Origin of the sequence: Myroides sp. WP-1, from assembly GCF_014145635.1 — a bacterium.
Classification (GTDB): domain Bacteria; phylum Bacteroidota; class Bacteroidia; order Flavobacteriales; family Flavobacteriaceae; genus Flavobacterium.
The window spans coordinates 29366-49563 of record NZ_JACHTC010000016.1 but is presented as its reverse complement, the minus strand read 5'-3'; the positions used below and the strand labels follow the sequence as shown (position 1 = coordinate 49563).

16 protein-coding genes are annotated in these 20198 nt (G+C 35.2%); 9 read left to right on the top strand and 7 right to left on the bottom strand.

Features of this window, described 5'->3' with window-relative positions:
- Positions 1 to 114 precede the first annotated feature (114 nt).
- The gene (locus H4K33_RS13190) at positions 115 to 324 is read left to right on the top strand and encodes a hypothetical protein (protein ID WP_182649732.1); all 210 of its coding nucleotides are present in this window, start codon (positions 115 to 117) and stop codon (positions 322 to 324) included.
- Between the two features lie 118 nt (positions 325 to 442).
- On the opposite strand, the gene H4K33_RS13185 is transcribed toward H4K33_RS13190, so the two are convergent.
- Complete coding sequence (locus tag H4K33_RS13185; protein ID WP_182649731.1) at positions 443 to 1891, bottom strand: glyceraldehyde-3-phosphate dehydrogenase; 1449 nt, start codon at positions 1889 to 1891, stop codon at positions 443 to 445.
- Between the two features lie 94 nt (positions 1892 to 1985).
- Entirely contained in the window at positions 1986 to 3377 is a 1392-nt protein-coding gene (locus H4K33_RS13180) for a S1C family serine protease (protein WP_182649773.1), read from the bottom strand.
- A 146-nt stretch (positions 3378 to 3523) separates the two neighbouring features.
- On the opposite strand from H4K33_RS13180, the gene dapF reads away from it, so the two are divergent.
- From dapF to mltG, 3 genes are read left to right on the top strand one after another with little or no spacing between them, the layout of a single operon-like run.
- Positions 3524 to 4303: a diaminopimelate epimerase gene (gene dapF / locus H4K33_RS13175; protein ID WP_182649728.1), complete on the top strand. Its 780-nt coding sequence runs from the start codon at positions 3524 to 3526 to the stop codon at positions 4301 to 4303.
- 3 nt (positions 4304 to 4306) lie between these two features.
- The gene (locus H4K33_RS13170) at positions 4307 to 4831 is read left to right on the top strand and encodes a GNAT family N-acetyltransferase (RefSeq protein WP_182649726.1); all 525 of its coding nucleotides are present in this window, start codon (positions 4307 to 4309) and stop codon (positions 4829 to 4831) included.
- Positions 4832 to 4838: 7 nt separating this feature from the next.
- Entirely contained in the window at positions 4839 to 5876 is a 1038-nt protein-coding gene (gene mltG / locus H4K33_RS13165) for an endolytic transglycosylase MltG (protein ID WP_182649725.1), read from the top strand.
- A 318-nt stretch (positions 5877 to 6194) separates the two neighbouring features.
- Here the strand turns inward: mltG and H4K33_RS13160 are convergent, their stop codons facing one another.
- A complete protein-coding gene (locus tag H4K33_RS13160; RefSeq protein ID WP_182649722.1) occupies positions 6195 to 6818 on the bottom strand; it encodes a chloramphenicol acetyltransferase in 624 nt (207 codons plus the stop codon).
- Between the two features lie 5 nt (positions 6819 to 6823).
- Positions 6824 to 7519: an HAD family hydrolase gene (locus H4K33_RS13155; RefSeq protein ID WP_182649721.1), complete on the bottom strand. Its 696-nt coding sequence runs from the start codon at positions 7517 to 7519 to the stop codon at positions 6824 to 6826.
- Between the two features lie 77 nt (positions 7520 to 7596).
- On the opposite strand from H4K33_RS13155, the gene H4K33_RS13150 reads away from it, so the two are divergent.
- A complete protein-coding gene (locus H4K33_RS13150) occupies positions 7597 to 8175 on the top strand; it encodes a Crp/Fnr family transcriptional regulator (protein WP_182649718.1) in 579 nt (192 codons plus the stop codon).
- A gap of 127 nt (positions 8176 to 8302) precedes the next feature.
- Here the strand turns inward: H4K33_RS13150 and H4K33_RS13145 are convergent, their stop codons facing one another.
- Entirely contained in the window at positions 8303 to 9898 is a 1596-nt protein-coding gene (locus H4K33_RS13145) for a peptide chain release factor 3 (protein ID WP_182649717.1), read from the bottom strand.
- A gap of 334 nt (positions 9899 to 10232) precedes the next feature.
- On the opposite strand from H4K33_RS13145, the gene H4K33_RS13140 reads away from it, so the two are divergent.
- The 3 genes from H4K33_RS13140 (at position 10233) to H4K33_RS13130 (ending at position 15777) form a co-directional block, all read left to right on the top strand.
- The gene (locus tag H4K33_RS13140) at positions 10233 to 11114 is read left to right on the top strand and encodes a hypothetical protein (RefSeq protein ID WP_255493716.1); all 882 of its coding nucleotides are present in this window, start codon (positions 10233 to 10235) and stop codon (positions 11112 to 11114) included.
- A complete protein-coding gene (locus H4K33_RS13135) occupies positions 11098 to 12471 on the top strand; it encodes a peptidylprolyl isomerase (RefSeq protein ID WP_182649715.1) in 1374 nt (457 codons plus the stop codon). The genes H4K33_RS13140 and H4K33_RS13135 overlap by 17 nt, the downstream gene beginning before the upstream one ends.
- Before the next feature lie 543 nt (positions 12472 to 13014).
- Entirely contained in the window at positions 13015 to 15777 is a 2763-nt protein-coding gene (locus H4K33_RS13130; protein ID WP_182649713.1) for a bifunctional aconitate hydratase 2/2-methylisocitrate dehydratase, read from the top strand.
- A 300-nt stretch (positions 15778 to 16077) separates the two neighbouring features.
- Here the strand turns inward: H4K33_RS13130 and H4K33_RS13125 are convergent, their stop codons facing one another.
- The gene (locus H4K33_RS13125) at positions 16078 to 16437 is read right to left on the bottom strand and encodes a four helix bundle protein (RefSeq protein WP_182649711.1); all 360 of its coding nucleotides are present in this window, start codon (positions 16435 to 16437) and stop codon (positions 16078 to 16080) included.
- A gap of 429 nt (positions 16438 to 16866) precedes the next feature.
- Here H4K33_RS13125 and H4K33_RS13120 point away from each other — a divergent pair, with 429 nt between their 5' ends.
- A complete protein-coding gene (locus tag H4K33_RS13120) occupies positions 16867 to 19128 on the top strand; it encodes an aconitate hydratase (protein WP_182649709.1) in 2262 nt (753 codons plus the stop codon).
- 133 nt (positions 19129 to 19261) lie between these two features.
- On the opposite strand, the gene H4K33_RS13115 is transcribed toward H4K33_RS13120, so the two are convergent.
- A complete protein-coding gene (locus H4K33_RS13115; protein ID WP_182649707.1) occupies positions 19262 to 19915 on the bottom strand; it encodes a hypothetical protein in 654 nt (217 codons plus the stop codon).
- Positions 19916 to 20198 lie beyond the last annotated feature (283 nt).

Genomic DNA, 20198 nt, shown 5'->3' with positions numbered 1-20198 from the left:
TGCGCGTATGTTGTTTTAATTTTAAAAAAATGTAAAAAATACTATTGAATTTGCTTTTTATTTGTTAATAGGTTATTTTTGATTGTTGTTTAATGTGAAAAAGAGTAGTTAAAAATGGAAAACAGATTAATGTTTGACTATACAAAGAGAATACTAGAAAATGTAAGTTTCGATTCGGAACTTTTTGTAAAAGAATTTAATAAAGCCTTAATGCAGATGTTGCCTTACGATGTAGATCGCTTAGAACAATGGGTAGAAGATTATGTACAAGATAAGCCTACACTACATCAAAAATTAAGTCAATTGGAAATACAAGAAGTATAAGGCAGAACCAATTAGAACAATATTCATACAAATAAAGTAAGTTTGGTTACAGTTAGTTAAAAAAAAAGAGAGCAATTGCTCTCTTTTTTTGTTATTGTAAACCGTAAACCGCTATCTACTAATAGTAAGTATAACGTCTTACTTGTGCGATGTATTTCGCTAAGCGGATTACTTGGTGGCTATATCCATATTCGTTATCGTACCAAACGTATAGTACAACGTTTTTACCATCAGCAGAAACAATAGTTGCTTTACTGTCAAAGATAGAAGGAGCAGATGTTCCAACAATATCTGATGATACTAACTCATTGTTTAATGAATATTTGATTTGCTCAACTAAATCACCATTTAAGGCAGCTTTGCGCATCACTTCATTTAAAGCCTCAACTGAAGTTTCTTTTTCAATTTCTAAGTTTAATACAACTAAAGAACCATTAGGAACTGGTACACGGATAGCGTTTGAAGTTAATTTACCTGCTAATGAAGGTAATGCTTTAGCAACTGCACTTCCTGCTCCAGTTTCTGTAATTACCATGTTTAAAGCAGCAGCTCTACCACGACGGTATTTTTTATGCATATTATCAACCAAGTTCTGGTCGTTTGTATACGCGTGAATTGTTTCTAAGTGACCTTTTACAACACCAAAATTATCTTCCATTACTTTCAAGATTGGAGTAATTGCATTGGTTGTACATGAAGCAGCTGACCAAATGTTTACTTCTGATGGGTTGTATGCATTGTGGTTTACACCATGTACAATATTTGGAATTCCTTTTCCTGGTGCAGTCAATAATACTTTAGACGCTCCTTTTGATGATAAATGACGTTTTAATGCCTCTTCTGTAGTGAATGCTCCTGTATTGTCAATGATCAATGCATTGTCAATGTCATACGCTGTATAATCAATCTCTTCAGGTGTACTCGCAGAAATCATGTGAACTGTTGTTCCATTGATGATTAACGCATTGTTTGCTGGATCTGCAATTACAGAACCTTCAAAGTCACCGTGTACTGAGTCGTATTTCAATAAAGAAGCTCTCTTCTCTAATAATACAGCATCATTTTTATCACGTGTAACAATCGCTCTTAAACGCATTTGTTGTCCCTTTCCAATTTTGTTCATTAACTCGCGAGCTAATAAACGACCAATACGACCAAAACCGTATAGTACAACATCTTTAGGAACAATCTCTCCTGTGTTTTTAGCATCTTTTAATTTGCTTACAACAAAACCTAACGCATTGCTATGCTTGTTGTCTTCTAAATGATATTCATAGGTTAAACGACCAATGTCAATTCTTGAAGGTGGAAGATCAGCTTGTTGAATCGCTTTTGCTATTTCAACTGTATCAAAAATGTTAATTGGTTTCTCAACAAACTTAGCAGCATACTCATGTAAGTTAATGATGTCACTAACACTTCGGTCAATCAATTGATTGCGGAACATTAATAACTCAATAGATTTATCAAACCATAAATCACTGATGATCTTGATAAACTCTACACATGCTTTTCTTCTGTCTGCCTGAAAAGCCAATTCCTTTTCGTATAAACTCGTATCTTTCATATTGTATTAGATTGTGTTGTATAAATTAGTGCAAAAGTCCGCTTTTTTTATGAATAAAGCAAAAGTTAAATTCGTAATTAATAGGCTCAATCTTTTACAAATAGAGTTTGATTAATTCACCTTTTGGAGATAAAACATCTAATTTTATGCGTTGATTTTCATTTAGTTGCGATAATAATTGCTTAGCTTGTTCTATGTTGCTTATCTTTTTTTCTTGTATACTGAGTAAAATGGCATTCGTCAATTCTGCTTGATAGGGGAGAAATTTTTCTGCCGTTATAGCTGTTATTTTTACGCCATAATTGATGTTGAATTTTGCTTTTTCTTCTTTTGTTAGCTCACTAAACTCAATGCCTTGAAAGATAAAACTAGTTGAATTAGCTTGTACTAATTTAATGTCTTTTTGTTGCGTTTGGTTTTCTCTTTGAATGGTTAATTGAACAACATCCCCTGGACGTTTTGTATTGAGTACATTTTTGATATCGACAAAAGAAGAAATGTTTCTGCCGTTAATAGCGGTGATGATATCTCCTTTTCGTAGCTGTATTTTTTCTGCATCGGCGTTTTTATCGATGTCCTGAATATAAAAACCCTTGTCCGTTGATAGCTGTAATTTTTGTGCCCAAGCAGAGTTAAGCTCAAATCCACTCACCCCTAGTACACCGTGTTGTACATCTCCGTACTGTAAGAAATCTTCGACAATTTTTTTCGTCACATTGGAAGGAACAGCAAATGCATACCCCACATATGAGCCTGTATTGGAAGAAATCATTGTATTAATACCGATTAATTCTCCCTGTACATTGACTAAAGCACCACCGCTATTTCCTGGATTGACTGCCGCATCAGTTTGAATAAAAGATTGAATCCCCGTTTCGGATAAATTCCTTGCCTTGGCTGAAATAATACCAGCTGTTACTGTGGAAGTTAAATTATATGGATTCCCGACGGCCAATACCCATTCGCCAAGTTGTATGGCGTCCGAATCGCCAAAAGTAAGAAATGGCAGTTTTTCTAAAGCGTCAATTTTTATCAACGCCAAATCCATTTCTTTTTCTGTTCCTATGAGTTTAGCCTTATAGGTTTTATTGTTGTTTAAGGTAACTTCTAATTCGGATGCATTGGCGATTACGTGATTATTGGTTACAATATAACCATCTTCAGAAATTATGACCCCAGAACCTGTTCCGATTTGCGTTTGTGTACCTCCTTTATATCCATAAAAGAATTCAAGTAAAGGATTACTTCTAGTGGTGATATAGCTCAGATTTTTGACGTGCACTACCGCATTTACTGTGTTTTCTGCTGCGCTTGTGAAGTCAACAGGATTTCCTTGTACTAAACCAGATGACGACTGGATTGCTGAAGGAGTAGTAGTATTGCTTTGTGCCTTACTAGTGTTCTTTTCTATATAATAGGTGTAACCCACCAAGGTAATGGCAGCTGTAAGCAAACAAGTTAAAAAAGTAGTTAAGAATTTTTTCATCATACAATAAGAGTTAAAATGAAACGATAGTAAAAATAAAAAAGCAAAAAAGGAATTAAAAAGTGTTTAACCAATGGTTAACAAAGTACCAAATCAATGAGATTATTTGTAAATTTGGTTCCAAACTTAGCTAAAAACAATTGTTTATGTTGTCCTTTTGGAAATACCAAGGAACGGGAAATGACTTTGTCATGATAGATAACCGTCAAAAAACATTCGATGCATCCAATGTGGATCTCATTGCTCATTTGTGTGATCGCCGATTTGGTATCGGTGCAGATGGATTGATCCTCGTAGAAGAAGATGAAAAGGCCGATTTTAAAATGGTGTATTTTAATTCGGATGGAAAAGAAAGTACCATGTGTGGGAATGGAGGAAGATGTATTGTCTCATTTGCCAAACAGCTGGGAATAATTCATGAAGAATGTCACTTTACCGCTATTGATGGATTGCACTATGCAACGATAGATCAAGAACATAATGTAGCGCTACAAATGATCGATGTCATGCAGATAGACCGAAGAGAAAAAAGTGTTTTTCTCAATACCGGATCGCCACATCACGTCGAAATTGTACGCGATTTAATGTATTTTGATGTATATAAAAAAGGCAAACAAATTAGAACGAGTGAAGCCTATGCGCCTAAGGGAACAAATGTAAATTTTGTAGAGCAAGAAGGACCCAATCACTTCAGAATTAGAACTTTTGAAAGAGGAGTGGAAGACGAAACTCTATCTTGTGGAACAGGGGCAACAGCTGTCGCTTTAGCTATGCATGATTTGGGGAAAATCGATCAAAATGAAGTGAGAATTGATGTAGAGGGCGGAACACTTTTTGTCGCTTTTGAATATAAAAATAATACCTACCAACAGGTATTCTTAAAGGGGCCTGCAACTTTTGTCTTTCAAGGGAGTATTAGAATATAACACATGATTAGATTAGAAACAGACACCATTTATTTGCGTGCTTTAGAACCAGAAGATTTAGAATTTATCTATCAAATAGAAAATGATGTGAGTTTGTGGGAAGTCAGCAATACACAAACGCCCTATAGTCGTTTTTTGATTCACCAATACTTGGAAAATGCACATTTAGATATTTACGAAGCCAAACAATTGCGATTAGTAATCTGTGCAAAAGAAACAAATGAAACATTAGGATTAATTGATTTGTTTGATTTTGATCCAAAAAATAGTAGAGCAGGAGTGGGAATTGTAATTCAAAATGACGAAAATAGAGCGCAAGGAATTGGTGCTCAGGCATTAGAATTAGTGCTAAATTATAGCAGAGAATACCTATATTTGAACCAACTTTATGCTAATATTGCATCCGATAATCAAGCGAGTATTCGGTTGTTCGCCAAGTTTAATTTTCAACAGATTGGAATAAAAAAAGCGTGGACCAAAGTGGGACAAACGTTTAAAGATGAAATAATGTACCAGTTAATATTTTAAAGAAAATATGAAATTAAAAAATATACTGATTGCACTTTCTGTAATAGGTGCTTTTGTTTTTCTAGGTTATTTGTATATGTGGTATCAAAAGGCCTTTTTACCCAATGTGAAAAATTGGGATGAAAAAGAATACTTCTACATTAAAACCTCAGATAATTTTCAGGATGTTTTGCAAACATTGCGTCCGTATTTAAATGATCCAGAAGGATTTGAAGAAATTGCAAGTCAGAGAAGTTACAATAGCAATCTAATTGCGGGTCGATTTAAATTGACTAATGGAATGGATAGCTATAGCTTGATAGAGGCTTTGCGAAAAAATGTTCCTGTTCGATTGACATTTAACAATCAAGAGCGAATTGAGAATTTGGCAGGTAGGATAGCCTCTCAAGTTGAAGCAGATAGCCTTGCCATGATGGAGGTATTTTATGACGCTCAATTCCTAGAGGAAAACGGATTTACCAAAGAAAGTGTTTTAGTTTGTTTCTTGCCAGAAACGTATGAGTTCTATTGGACGGTTACGCCTCTAAAAATGCGCAACAGAATGCACAAAGAATACTTGAAGTTTTGGAATGAAGAAAGAAAAGAAAAAGCAGCTGCATTGGGTTTAACTCCAGTGGAAGTAGCTATTTTAGCTTCGATTGTACAGAAAGAAACAGGTAAAAATGACGAAAAATCCAAAGTCGCAGGTGTATATTTAAATCGTATGCGCATTGGTATGCCTCTTCAAGCTGATCCAACTGTAGTGTATGCAAAGAAATTGTATACGAACGATTTTGACCAAGTAATCAAAAGAGTCTACCTCAAAGATACAGAAATTGTGTCTCCGTATAATACATATCAAAATGTAGGACTTCCTCCTGGACCAATTTTTATGCCTGATAAAGGTACGATTGATGCCGTATTGAATGCAGAAAAACACGATTATGTCTATTTCTGTGCAAGTGTTGATCGTATGGGATATCACGAATTTGCTACAACATTAGCACAACACAATCAAAATAGTAGAAAATACAGTGCTTGGTTAAACCAATCGGGAATTAGATAGTTTACAGTTTACAGAATATATACAGTTATACAAAAACCATCCTTGTAGGGATGGTTTTTTTTGTTCGTTGATCATTGTCAACGGATAACTCCTAGTAAGAACCAACTATAGATGGGGGTTCTTTGACATGAATCTACCTTGACTTTATGATGCATCCATAGTGAGTCTATTAAAAACATCATTTTAATAGACTCACCATGGACTTACTATGGACTTACTATGGACTCATCTCGAACGAACTAGATTGAGTACTGCCCTGACTGTACAACTATAGTTCTTAAATTCAACAACAACCAACCACCGACAATCAACAACAAGCTATCCATTCATCAATCGTTGAAATTCCTCAACAAATAACCCTACATGATAACCATCAACTAAGGCATGATGTGCGTGAATTGAAATAGGCATACTCAGTATTCCTTGATTTTCTGTTACCTTGCCAAAGGAAATTTTTGGGGCACTATCAGGAAAAGAAAAACTTCTCGCATGAGAAAGTGATGTGAAATTTAACCAAGGTACTGCCGAAAAATGAATGACATTTTCACCTGTTGTAGCAGGTAATAAAACGGTTGATTCCTGCGTTTTTTTTATCTCTTCTTGAGCGCGTTGAATAAAGGTTTCTTCGTCTTCGTGGTAATTCATATACGCAAAACCAAAAGTGCCATTCGGTCTGTTTATCGTTGGCGATGCGTGGATGTGATCATATAAATATACCTGATTATCTGCTATGCGATAACGGAAGTTTTCAATGTGATTGGCAGCTTGTAAAGCGCGATATAAATAGTATAAGAAAAAAGATTGCCCTTTTTGCTTTGCATGGGTATAAGCTGTAGTACAATCTACGGTTATCGTGATGCCAAAAAAAGGTTCGTCAAAAGTAGAAAAGAAGGCAAATTGTTCTTTTCTATTCCATGTTTCTATGTTGATTAAATGTTTCATAAAGCTTATAAAAAGAGTAATAACTCGTCGAAAGTTTGTAAGGTAATCAATTTATCGTGCTGGACAGGAGCTTCTTGTTGTTCATGAGACCACGTTACAGCATAAGGGATAAAAGCAGCATGACCTTCTAGATCTAATACTGGTAGAATGTCGGATTTCATCGAATTACCCACCATGAAAAATTGTTCAGGCACACAGGCTAAGCGATGCAATAAACGTTGATAATCTGCTGTTTGTTTATCACTCATTATTTCAATGTGGTTAAAATAGTCGCCTAAGGCAGAGTTTTTTATTTTCCTTTGTTGATCGAGAAGATCTCCTTTTGTGGCAAGGATCAAATTGTATTTCCCATGCAAGGCATCGAGCGTTTGTTGAACACCTTCAAGTAATTCGATGGGTTGTTGTAGTAAATCCTGACCGAGGTCAATAATTTTAGATATAATTAGTGGGGACACTTGATGTTGACTCACGCGTTGTGCTGTTTCGATCATGCATAAAACAAAACCTTTAATTCCAAATCCATATAAAGGTAAGTTCTTCATTTCGGTCTGATACAACTCCTTTGAAAGCTGAGTCGGCGTATTATAATCTTGTAAAAAATGGACGAATTGCTGTTCCGCTTCTTGAAAATAAGGTTCATTTACCCATAGCGTATCGTCGGCATCAAAGGCAATGGTGGTTATTTTATTTTGTAGTCGCATGTTTTGTATTTTTGCAATTTATGCGGTAAATTTCTACAAATAAAAATAAACAAAAGGGACAATTGTCTCAAAAGCGTATGATACGAACCAACGAAACCTTTTTGCAGTATGTTGATGAACTTTATCATCAACAGCATTATGCCCATGATGCTATAGCTATTGTGACTTATGCTCCAGGAGATTATTTGTTTATTCAAGATGAAAAAGCTTCTAGTATTTTGCTTATTAAAGGAGGAGTAACAAAAGTTTTTTTTGAAGAAGAAAATGAAAAAGAATACATCGTTGAGTTTTTAAGTAAAGGAGAGGTGATTGGCGATATCGAGTATATTCGAAAGATTGATTCTCTTTGTAATGTACAAGCTTTGGATACAGTGGAAGCATATGTATTGTCTTATCCTTTTTTTCAATCGCTGTTAACAAAAGACAGTGTATTGTGCGAGTTGTTGTTAGATTCCTTTGCGGAGCGTATTGTCAATACAGCAAAACGCGCTTCTTATCAACAGTTGTACACCATAGAATATAGCTTACACCAATTGGTAGAGATGCAGAAAAAACAAGATCTCAACCTGAGCAAAGAAGATATGGCGGCGTATTTGGGAATCTCTGTTCGCAGTTTAAACCGCAGTTTGAACCAATTGAAAGACCAAATGATATAAGACGTTAGAGATTTAGCTAAATCAGAAGAAGAAAAGAGTAGATGATGTAATTAGGAATAAAAATAAAAGAGGGTATCAATGACACCCTCTTTTTATTTGAACAATACTCGCGTATCTATATAACTAATTATTTATTAATCTCTTCTGACGTAAAACCTAATTTTACAGTAGGGAATTTACTCTGTGTCATTTGGATAGAGAATTCGCTATCTGCTAAGAAAACCAATTGTCCTGATTTATCAAAAGCTAAGAATTTTTGTTTGATGCGTTTAAATTCTTTGAATTCCTCATTTTTTGGATCTTCTGGTCGAACCCAACACGCTTTATAAGCAGGAAAGTTTTCATACGTACATTTAGCACCGTATTCATGTTCTAAACGATATTGAATTACCTCATATTGTAAAGCACCAACGGTTCCGATTACTTTACGACCATTCATCTCTAAGGTAAATAGCTGTGCAACACCTTCATCCATCAACTGGTCAATTCCCTTTTCCAATTGTTTAGATTTCATTGGATCAGCATTGTTGATGTATCTAAAGTGCTCTGGTGAGAAACTAGGGATTCCTTTGAAACTCATTATTTCACCTTCTGTCAAGGTGTCTCCAATTTTGAAGTTTCCTGTATCGTGTAATCCCACAATATCTCCCGCATATGAAATATCAACAATCTCTTTTTTCTCTGCGAAGAAAGCATTGGGACTTGAGAATTTTAATTTCTTGTTTTGACGCACATGTAAATAAGGCGTGTTTCTTTCGAATGTTCCCGAAACAATCTTGATAAAAGCCAAACGGTCTCTGTGTTTCGGATCCATATTTGCGTGAATTTTAAATACAAATCCGCTAAATCCTTTTTCTGTTGGTTCAACTACTCTTGTATCTGATTCTTTCGCTCTTGGTGAAGGTGCGATTTGAATAAAACAATCCAATAGCTCTCTTACTCCAAAATTGTTCAAAGCGGAACCGAAAAACACAGGCTGCAATTGTCCATTGATGTAAGCATCGCGATCAAAATCAGGATAGATTTCATGGATAATCTCCAATTCTTCTCTCAATTTATTCGCTGGTTTGTTGCCAATCAATTGATCTAATTCTTCCGATTCTAAGTCAGAAATATTGATAACATCATCGATGTTTTTTCTACTATCGTCTGTAAATAAGTTGATGTTCTTTTCCCAAATATTGTAGATTCCTTTAAAATCATACCCCATTCCGATAGGGTAGCTCAATGGGGTAACTTTTAATTGAAGTTTTTGTTCTACTTCATCCATTAAGTCAAATGCATCTCTACCTTCACGGTCTAATTTGTTGATGAATACGATCATGGGAATGTTGCGCATACGACATACTTCTACCAATTTTTCCGTTTGTTCCTCAACTCCTTTTGCCACGTCTATCACAACAATAACACTGTCTACTGCTGTTAACGTACGAAAAGTGTCTTCCGCGAAGTCTTTGTGACCCGGTGTATCTAAAATGTTGATTTTTTTGTCTTTATAATTAAAAGCCAATACAGATGTAGCAACTGAGATTCCCCTTTGGCGCTCAATCTCCATAAAATCCGAAGTAGCTCCTTTTTTAATCTTATTATTTTTAACTGCACCTGCTTCTTGAATTGCTCCTCCAAAAAGTAGTAATTTCTCGGTTAAAGTAGTCTTACCGGCATCGGGGTGAGCAATTACACCAAATGTTCTTCTGCGTTCTATTTCTGTTAAAAAACTCATCTCTAAAAAAATTAGGTTGCAAAAATACTCATTATTTGCTGAAAATAATAATAATGAATGGCAATCCTTCGTTAAGCAATGAGATTCATACAGTGTTAGCGGTTTTTTAGGTACTACAATAAACGGAAAAGATTGAAAAAATACGCCTTTACATCGTGGAAAAAACTAAATAGAATGTTAATCCTTAAGGTAAATAAATGAGGTATTAGTAATATTGTTAATTAAGTTTTTTAACTTGTTTATTTAAGCGTATTTTTATCCGTTTTTTTAAAAATAATCTCGTTTACAGCTTATAAATGTTATTTTTGTTGGCGAAGTAAAATCAAATGGAAGTATGGTAATGAAGGATATCAAAGGAAAGTACATAAAATACGGTGTTGTTTTATTGGCCGTGCTTTTGGGCTATACGAGTTGTGATAAACAGAAACAATTGGATGGTGATAACTATGTAGCTCGAGTAGATAATAAGTATTTAGAGCGTTCTTCTCTTCAAAATCTTGTTCCTCCACAGAGTACAGTAAAAGACAGTATCGCTATGGTGGAGCTGTTTATCAATAAATGGGCAACCAAACAATTGTTAATGGATGCCGCCGAATTTAATCTCTCTGACGAAAAGAAAAAAGAAATAGACGAATTGGTTGCGAATTTTAAATCGGAGCTTTTAATTAAAGGATACCTCGAAAAATTGGTACAACAATCTGTTGATACAGTTGTTCGAGCGAGCGATTTGAAAGAATACTACAATCAAATCAAAGGCGGATTTAGAGTAGATGATATGTTGGTGAAATTGTCTTATGTGAATATACTCAATAATAACACCCATTTCAATAAGATTAAAAACGGATTTAACGGAGGTAAAAATGTCAAATATGAGTTGTTAGATCAGTTGTCTTTACAGATGAAGTCTTATGTATTAAACGACTCACTTTGGGTGAATGTGTCTCAAATTTATGAGAAGCTACCTTTTATTAATACCGAAAATAGAGAGCAATATTTAAAAAATAACACCTATTTCGAGGTTAAGGATGAAAATAGTACGTACTTTGTGCGTATCAATCAAGTATTGAGAAAAGGAGATGTTGTTCCTTATTCTTATTTAGAACCCTCTTTGCGATTAATGGTTTTAAATAATCGAAAAATGGAATTGTTGAAACAGATAGAAGAAGATATTTTAAAAGATGCAAAAAAAGATAAAAGTTATGAAATTTATCAGTAAGAAGGTGATGTTTGCACTGGGATTGTCATGTGTGATGATAGGCGGTATGCAAGCACAAAATCCAACAGGGAAAAGAAAGATTGATGGTGTAGTTGGAGTAGTTGGAGATTATGTAATCTTAGAGTCAGAGATTGATAAAACGTTGTTGGAATTGAAAGCACAGCGTGTTCCTATTGATAATTTGTCAAAATGTGATTTATTTGAGCGTTTATTAGAAGATAAATTATATGCCCACCAAGCGGTTCAAGACAGTATTGAAGTGAGCGATTCAGAAGTAACAAGCTTTATGAATGAGCAAATCAATCGCATGGTTGAAGAAGTAGGTGGAATTGATCGTATTTTAGGGTTTTACAACAAAAAAACAGAAGAAGAATTTAGAGATTACTTCTTTGATATTGTAAAACAAAATAAACTAACGCAAGCCATGCAAAGACATATTGTCGAAAAGGTGTCTATTACTCCGGAAGAAGTAAGACAGTTTTTCAAGGCCATTCCTGAAGATGAGAGACCGACAATAGGGGACGAAATTGAAATTGCTGAGATTGTTGTAAAACCAGAAATTTCAAAAGAACAAAAGCAAAAGGTGATCGATCGCTTAAACGAAATGCGTAGAGATGTTTTAGAAAATGGTGCTAGCTTTTTTAGTAAAGCAGTATTGTTTACAGATGATAAAGGATCCGCAGCTAATGGTGGGTTTTATTCCATCACAAAAAAAGATCCTTTTGCCAAAGAATTTAAAGAAGTTGCCTTTAGCTTAGCAGAAGGGGAGATTTCAGCTCCATTTGAAACCGAATTTGGATATCACATCATCTATTTAGAAAAAATTAGAGGACAACATCTAGACGTTCGCCATATTCTATTGGTACCAAAACCAACAGAACAAGCACTAGAAGATGCAAAGAAAAAAGCAGAGAGTATTCGCGAAAAAATCGCCAATAAAGAGATTTCTTTCTCTGATGCCGCAGCTGCTTCATCAGATGATAAAGATACTAGACAAAATGGTGGGGTGTTGAGAGATCCTATGACCATGGATACTCGTTTTGACCTTAATAAAATGGAAGATAGAGATCTTTATTTTTTAGTGAATTCACTAAAAGAAAATGAAGTTTCTCCCGTGTCTTTAAAAACAGATTATAGAGATCAAAAAAGCTACCGTATCGTAACGATTAACAAGAGAATTCCTGCGCATAAAATTGACTTTGTTGACGATTATACCAAGGTAAAAAACATGGCATTGAACAAAAAACAGGAAGAAGAGTTACAAAAATGGATTGCTAAGAAGATAAAAGATGCCTATATTAACATTCAAGGGGAATATAGAGACTGCAAATTCCATAATAATTGGCTTAAAAACTAAGAAAATAATAATCTAAACGATTGAAAACGACATTTTAGCAATAGACTAAAATGTCGTTTTTTTATTAAATAAGAATGAAAAATTGAAATTTCTTAATTTTATAAGGTAAATAATAATTAATTTCAGATTTATTAATCATAAACGCTAAAAGTATTGTTGTTTCTTCATCAAAGTAGAATGTTTATAAATAATAATTTTTGGATTTGTGGGAAATATTAAAAACTTTTGAAAATTAATTAGATTGATTAAATTTGCGACGACAAAAAATAAATACAAGTCAAACGCTCTTTTTGAACAGCAGACTGTGGGTTTAAATTTTGCACGAAATAACAGGTGATAAAAGTTCTCATACAATCGCATAGAATTTTGAATCCACAGTTGTTTAGATATGACAAAAGAAGTGTTCTTCTGTTGCGCAAAAAATAGATCAACAATGTTGTAAGAAGAGAAGTACAAGTGAAAAAATAACTAATACAAAATAATCAGTTATGGGGGAGAGGAGATCTCTGATTTTCATTAACCTGTAAGTAATAGATCTGAATTATGAGCTTTTATAAGGATTACATCAACGAGATTGAAGAAAGAAAAAATCAAGGACTTAACCCTAAGCCAATTGATGGAGCTGAGCTATTAAGTGAAATTATAGCACAGGTAAAAGATACAGAGAACGAGCACCGCGCTGAATCTCTTAAGCTTTTTATTTATAACGTTTTACCGGGTACTACTAGTGCAGCAGGCGTTAAAGCTAAATTTTTAAAAGAAATCATCTTAGGTGAAGTGATAGTGAATGAAATCACTCCTGCTTTTGCTTTTGAATTGTTATCACACATGAAGGGTGGACCTTCTATTGAAGTGTTATTAGATTTAGCTTTAGGTAATGATGTTGCTATTGCACAAGAAGCAGCCAAAGTATTGAAAACACAAGTATACTTGTACGAAGCTGATACAGACCGTTTGAAGGAAGCATTCTTAAACGGAAATGCTGTAGCAAAAGACATCGTAGAGAGTTATGCAAAAGCGGAATTCTTTACAAAACTTCCAGAAGTAGACGAAAAAATTGAAGTAGTGACGTTCATTGCTGGTGAAGGAGATATTTCTACCGATTTATTATCACCAGGAAATCAAGCTCACTCTCGTGCTGACCGTGAGTTACACGGATTGTGCATGATCAGTACAGAAGCACAACAACAAATCAAAGCTTTACAAGAATTACATCCTGGTAAAAAAGTGATGTTAATTGCTGAAAAAGGAACGATGGGAGTTGGGTCTTCAAGAATGTCAGGGGTAAATAACGTGGCGCTTTGGACAGGTAAACAAGCAAGTCCTTACGTTCCATTCGTAAATATTGCACCAATTGTTGCAGGTACTAACGGAATTTCTCCAATTTTCTTAACAACGGTTGACGTAACTGGAGGTATCGGTATCGACCTTAAAAACTGGGTGAAGAAAACAGATGCTAATGGTGAAGTAGTTCGCAATGAAAAAGGTGAGCCAGTATTAGAAGAAGTTTACTCAGTAGCTACAGGTACTGTATTGACTATTAATACAAAAACAAAAAAATTATACAATGGTGACCAAGAGTTAATCGATATTTCGAAAGCTCTAACGCCACAAAAAATGGAATTTATCAAAGCAGGTGGTTCTTATGCAATCGTATTTGGTAAAAAAATCCAAACATTTGCTGCAAAATTATTGGGAATGGATGCACCTGTAGTTTTTGCTCCTTCTAAGGAAATATCAGTTGAAGGACAAGGATTAACAGCTGTTGAGAAAATCTTCAATAGAAATGCTGTGGGTGTAACTAAAGGAAAAGTACTACACGCAGGTTCTGACGTTCGCGTTGAAGTGAATATCGTAGGATCTCAAGATACAACTGGATTAATGACCGCTCAAGAGTTGGAGGCAATGGCAGCAACTGTTATTTCTCCTATCGTTGACGGTGCTTACCAATCAGGATGTCACACAGCATCAGTTTGGGATAAAAAAGCACAAGCAAATATCCCGAAATTGATGAAATTTATGAACGATTTCGGTTTAATTACTGCACGTGACCCGAAAGGTGAATATCATTCAATGACTGACGTTATCCACAAAGTATTGAACGATATTACAGTAGACGAATGGGCAATCATCATCGGAGGAGATTCACATACAAGAATGTCTAAAGGGGTTGCTTTCGGAGCGGATTCAGGAACTGTAGCTTTAGCTTTAGCAACAGGAGAAGCTTCTATGCCAATTCCAGAGTCAGTAAAAGTGACGTTCAAAGGAAACATGAAAGAACACATGGATTTCCGTGATGTTGTTCATGCTACTCAAGCGCAAATGTTACAACAGTTTGGTGGTGAAAACGTTTTCCAAGGTAGAATTATCGAAGTTCATATCGGTACTTTATTAGCGGATCAAGCGTTTACTTTCACAGACTGGACAGCTGAAATGAAAGCAAAAGCATCTATCTGTATCTCTCAAGATGATACCTTAATCGAATCATTGGAAATCGCGAAAAGCCGTATCCAAATCATGATCGATAAAGGAATGGATAACAGAAACCACGTGTTACAAGGGTTAATCAACAGAGCAAACAAACGTATTGAAGAAATTAAATCAGGAGATAAACCAGCGTTAACTCCAGATGCAAATGCTAAATACTATGCTGAGGTAGTAGTTGATCTTGATATTATCGATCAACCGATGATTGCCGATCCAGATGTAAATAACGATGACGTTTCTAAACGTTATACACACGATACGATTAGAGAGCTTTCTTTCTATGGAGGTGATAAAAAAGTTGACCTTGGTTTCGTGGGATCTTGTATGGTTCACAAAGACGACTTGAAAATCGTTTCTCAAATGTTGAAAAACATCGAAAAACAAACAGGTTCAGTGAAATTTAATGCACCTTTAGTTGTTGCAGCTCCAACATACAACATTATTGATGAGTTGAAAGCAGAAGGAGATTGGGAATACTTACAAAAATATTCTGGTTTCGAATTCAGTGACCTATTACCTAAAAACAACGCACGTACAGAATACGAGAATATTATGTATTTAGAGCGTCCTGGTTGTAACTTATGTATGGGTAACCAAGAGAAAGCAGCAAAAGGAGATACCGTAATGGCTACATCAACGCGTTTATTCCAAGGACGTGTAGTAGAAGATTCAGACCGCAAAAAAGGAGAATCTTTACTAGCTTCTACTCCTGTAGTTGTTCTTTCTGCGATCTTGGGTAGAGTTCCTACAATGGAAGAATACAAAGCTTCTGTAGAAGGAATCAACTTGACTAAGTTCAAACCTATTTCTACGAAATAATTCTTTTAATAGAATCGATTCAATAAAAATGAGACCTTCTTTTTAAAGAGGGTCTTTTTTTTTGTGCTGTTTGTTTTTTGTGAGGTTTGTTTTTTGTGAGGTTTGTTTTTTGTGAGGTTTGTTTTTTGTGAGGTTTGTTTTTTGTGAGGTTTGTTTTTTGTGCTGTTTGTTTTTTGTGCTGTTTGTTTTTTGTGCTGTTTGTTTTTTGTGCTGTTTGTTTTTTGTGCTGTTTGTTTTTTGTGCTGTTTGTTTTTTGTGCTGTTTGTTTTTTGCTCGTTGTAAGTTTGCTTAATAGATCAATTAGTTTTTTAATTTTTGACGTAAACTGATTAGTTGATTCGTAATATGTTCTAATTTTTTGCGGAGATTAGTGTATTCTTCAACAGATATAAATTCCAGGTCTAAACTTAAAATGAGAAAGTTAATTACTTCAATAGCGGAAGAGTATGAAATATTTATCATACGTGCTTTGTCTTTATTTGTAGTTCTTGCCATTCCTTCAGCTATATTTGCCATTACACTTAACATTGCTCGTCTAAGTTGTGAAACTAAACCATATTTTTCTTCAATAGGAAATTTCTTAGTGAGTATATAAATATCTTTGGTTGTGTTTCTGGCATTCTGCCATACAGTGAGGTTTTCAAAAAAATATTGGTGCATATAATATAGAAAATAGGGGTTACAAGTTTATAGTTTATTCAAAATTTATTCCAATTTTTATTGAGTTTTTATATAAGAAATAAAATTCCATAAATCATACAAACCAAATAAAGTACAAACCACAGAGCACAAACCGCACAAACCGCACAAACCGCGCAAACCGCACAAACCAAGCAAACCAAGCAAACCGAGCAAACCGTACAAACCGCGTAAACCGCGCAAACCAAGCAAACCAAGCAAACCGAGCAAACCGAGCAAACCGAGCAAACCGAGCAGACCGCACAAACCGAGCAAACCGCGCAAACTACAATTCGCAAAATAGAACCATTTTAAATACAGTGCTTTAACATTTGTATAGAACTTATTAGAGGTAAAAATCTGTAAATTGTTTAGAAATTTTAATTCGTATAAATAAAAAGAATTGTTATTATGGCTTTTGATATTGAAATGATTAAAAAAGTGTATGAAAAGATGCCTGATCGCGTAGCAAAAGCACGTGAATTAGTAGGTCGTCCCTTAACACTTGCAGAGAAAATTTTATATACTCATTTATGGGAGGGAGTACCTTCTCAAACGTTTGAGCGTGGCAAGGACTATGTAGATTTCGCTCCAGATCGCGTGGCTTGTCAAGATGCAACAGCGCAGATGGCTTTATTGCAATTTATGCATGCCGGAAAAGAAAAGGTAGCCGTTCCGACCACAGTACATTGTGATCACTTGATTCAAGCAAAAGTAGGTGCAGCAACGGATTTAAAAGTTGCAGAAACTCAATCGTCTGAAGTATTTAATTTCTTGTCATCTGTATCAAATAAATACGGTATCGGGTTTTGGAAACCTGGTGCGGGTATTATTCACCAGATTGTATTGGAAAATTACGCTTTTCCAGGTGGTTTGATGATTGGTACCGATTCTCATACCGTAAATGCGGGTGGATTAGGAATGCTGGCTATTGGAGTTGGTGGAGCAGACGCTGTAGATGTGATGTCGGGAATGGCTTGGGAATTGAAATTTCCTAAACTGATTGGAGTAAAACTAACAGGAAAATTAAACGGATGGACAGCCCCAAAAGACGTAATCCTTAAAGTAGCAGATATCCTTACTGTAAAAGGAGGAACGGGTGCTATTGTTGAGTATTTTGGAGAAGGAGCTTTATCGATGTCTTGTACAGGTAAAGGTACGATCTGTAATATGGGAGCTGAAATTGGTGCAACAACCTCTACTTTTGGCTATGACGATTCAATGCGTCGTTATTTAGCTGCTACAGGACGTCAAGATGTAGTAGATGTAGCAGATAAAGTAGCAGAGCACTTAACAGCAGATGCAGAAGTATACGCCAATCCAGAAAAATACTTCGATCAATTAATCGAAATAAATTTATCTGAATTAGAACCACATATCAACGGACCTTTCACACCAGATAGAGGAACACCTGTATCAAAAATGAGAGAAGATGCTGAGAAAAATGGGTGGCCACTAAAAGTAGAGTGGGGATTGATCGGATCGTGTACTAACTCTTCTTATGAAGATATGTCAAGAGCCGCTTCAATTGTTGAACAAGCAGTTAAACATGGAATTACGCCAAAAGCTGAGTTTGGAATTAACCCAGGATCAGAACAGATTCGCTATACGATCGAAAGAGATGGTATCATTGAGACCTTTGAAAAAATGGGAACCAAAGTATTTACGAATGCTTGTGGACCTTGTATCGGACAATGGGATCGCGCCGGAGCAGATAAGGGAGAGAAAAACACGATTGTTCACTCGTTTAACCGTAACTTCTCCAAACGTGCAGATGGTAATCCTAATACGCATGCGTTCGTAACTTCACCAGAAATGGTAGCTGCCTTGGCAATTGCAGGAGATTTAGGATTTAATCCTATCACAGATACCTTAATTAACGATGAAGGACAAGAAGTAAAATTGCTTCCACCTACTGGAGACGAGTTGCCAAAAAGAGGATTTGACGTAGAAGATCCAGGCTTCCAAGCACCAGCAAAAGATGGATCAAATGTTGAGGTAATAGTATCGCCAACTTCTAGTCGTTTACAGTTGTTAGAACCTTTCGCTCCTTGGAACGGACAAAATATTACAGGAGCTAAATTGCTAATTAAAGCTTTTGGAAAATGTACAACAGACCATATCTCTATGGCTGGACCATGGTTGCGTTTCCGTGGTCACTTAGACAATATTTCTGACAATATGTTGATTGGTGCTGAAAATGCATTTAATCACTTAACAAATAAAGTAAAAAATCAGTTGACAGGTGCTTATGATGCCGTACCTGCTGTGCAACGTGCATATAAAGCAGCTGGAATCCCTTCTATCGTTGTAGGTGACCAAAACTACGGAGAAGGATCTTCTCGTGAACACGCCGCTATGGAACCTCGTCATTTAGGGGTTGCTGCAGTATTGGTGAAATCATTTGCCCGTATTCACGAAACAAACTTGAAAAAACAAGGAATGTTAGCCCTTACATTTGCTAATGAAGCTGATTATGACAAAGTACAAGAAGATGATGTTATCAACTTCTTAGACTTAACTGAATTTGCTCCAGGTAAACAATTACACCTTGAATTCGTTCATGCTGATGGATCCAAAGATGTAATTGCTGCTAATCATACCTATAATGCTAGTCAAGTGAAATGGTTTAAAGCAGGTTCTGCATTGAATCTTATCGCAGCTGGTAAATAGTGGATTGGAAAGAGGAGAGAGAGTAACTTTTTCTAAATAAGTTGAATTTTTTTAAAAAGAAAATTCACATGCATAGACTCTCTTAAAAAATTAAAAAAGGGATCGGTTTTAACAACCGATCCCTTTTTGATTTTTAAAATTGACTATTAAATTCTCGTAGTGAAAGTTTAATGTTGTTATTCAATGATTCTTTAAAAATAGCATAATCATTTTTCTGCCATTTACCTTTCAATTTTACTTTATTTTGTTTGTTGTATTGTTGTAATTTTTGTTGCCTTTCAATATCACTTATCACGGAATCAATAGAAACAAAGATATACTTATCCGTTTCGATAAAACCGTAATAATTAATCATTACACCATAGGTGCACCAAATTTCCTGAACCTGGTCTACCTTGTATTTTTCTTTAATGTATTGGTAATCGATAACTTCTTTCTTACCAATGTTTGTTGTTGGCAAGGTTGCAATACTATCGAGAATTAGATACTTCTTTCCAGTATAATCATAAATTTTTTGACATTCTTCTTTTATAGAATTGTGTATGTTCGAAGTATAGGCTTCGCTTAATAGTTGAACTGCCTCTTTGTATTTTGTTTGAGGAGTAACTGCCATGTCCAATAAACCTTGTGAACCGCCTTTTCCTACATAAGTTGTTGGTTGGTGTATGATAACGGCTACATTATTGTGTGCGTGATAATCTACTTTGTTTAGTGTTAGTTGTTTAGGACCACAAGAACTAAAAAGAACAAGGATCAGAATGATAGGTAAAGATTTGATAAAATTCATGTTTTTTTTCGGGCTAAATTATGGAATATGTTTAATTGTTGCAATAATTTAGAGAATATGTTGTTGAATGTGATCTTTTGAGAAAGTGAGCAAGAAAAAGCTGTAGAAATACATAAAATAGGATATTTATGCGTATGTAAACGCTATAAATGGCGATTCATAAATTTTCTAATCTTTTCTTTTATCTCATTGAGAACAGCTATTTGCTTTGGTATTCGATGAATCTAGGCTTCGCTGCGATTTTTTTAACGTTTGATGAATCTTTACTGCGTGTCGATTTCCT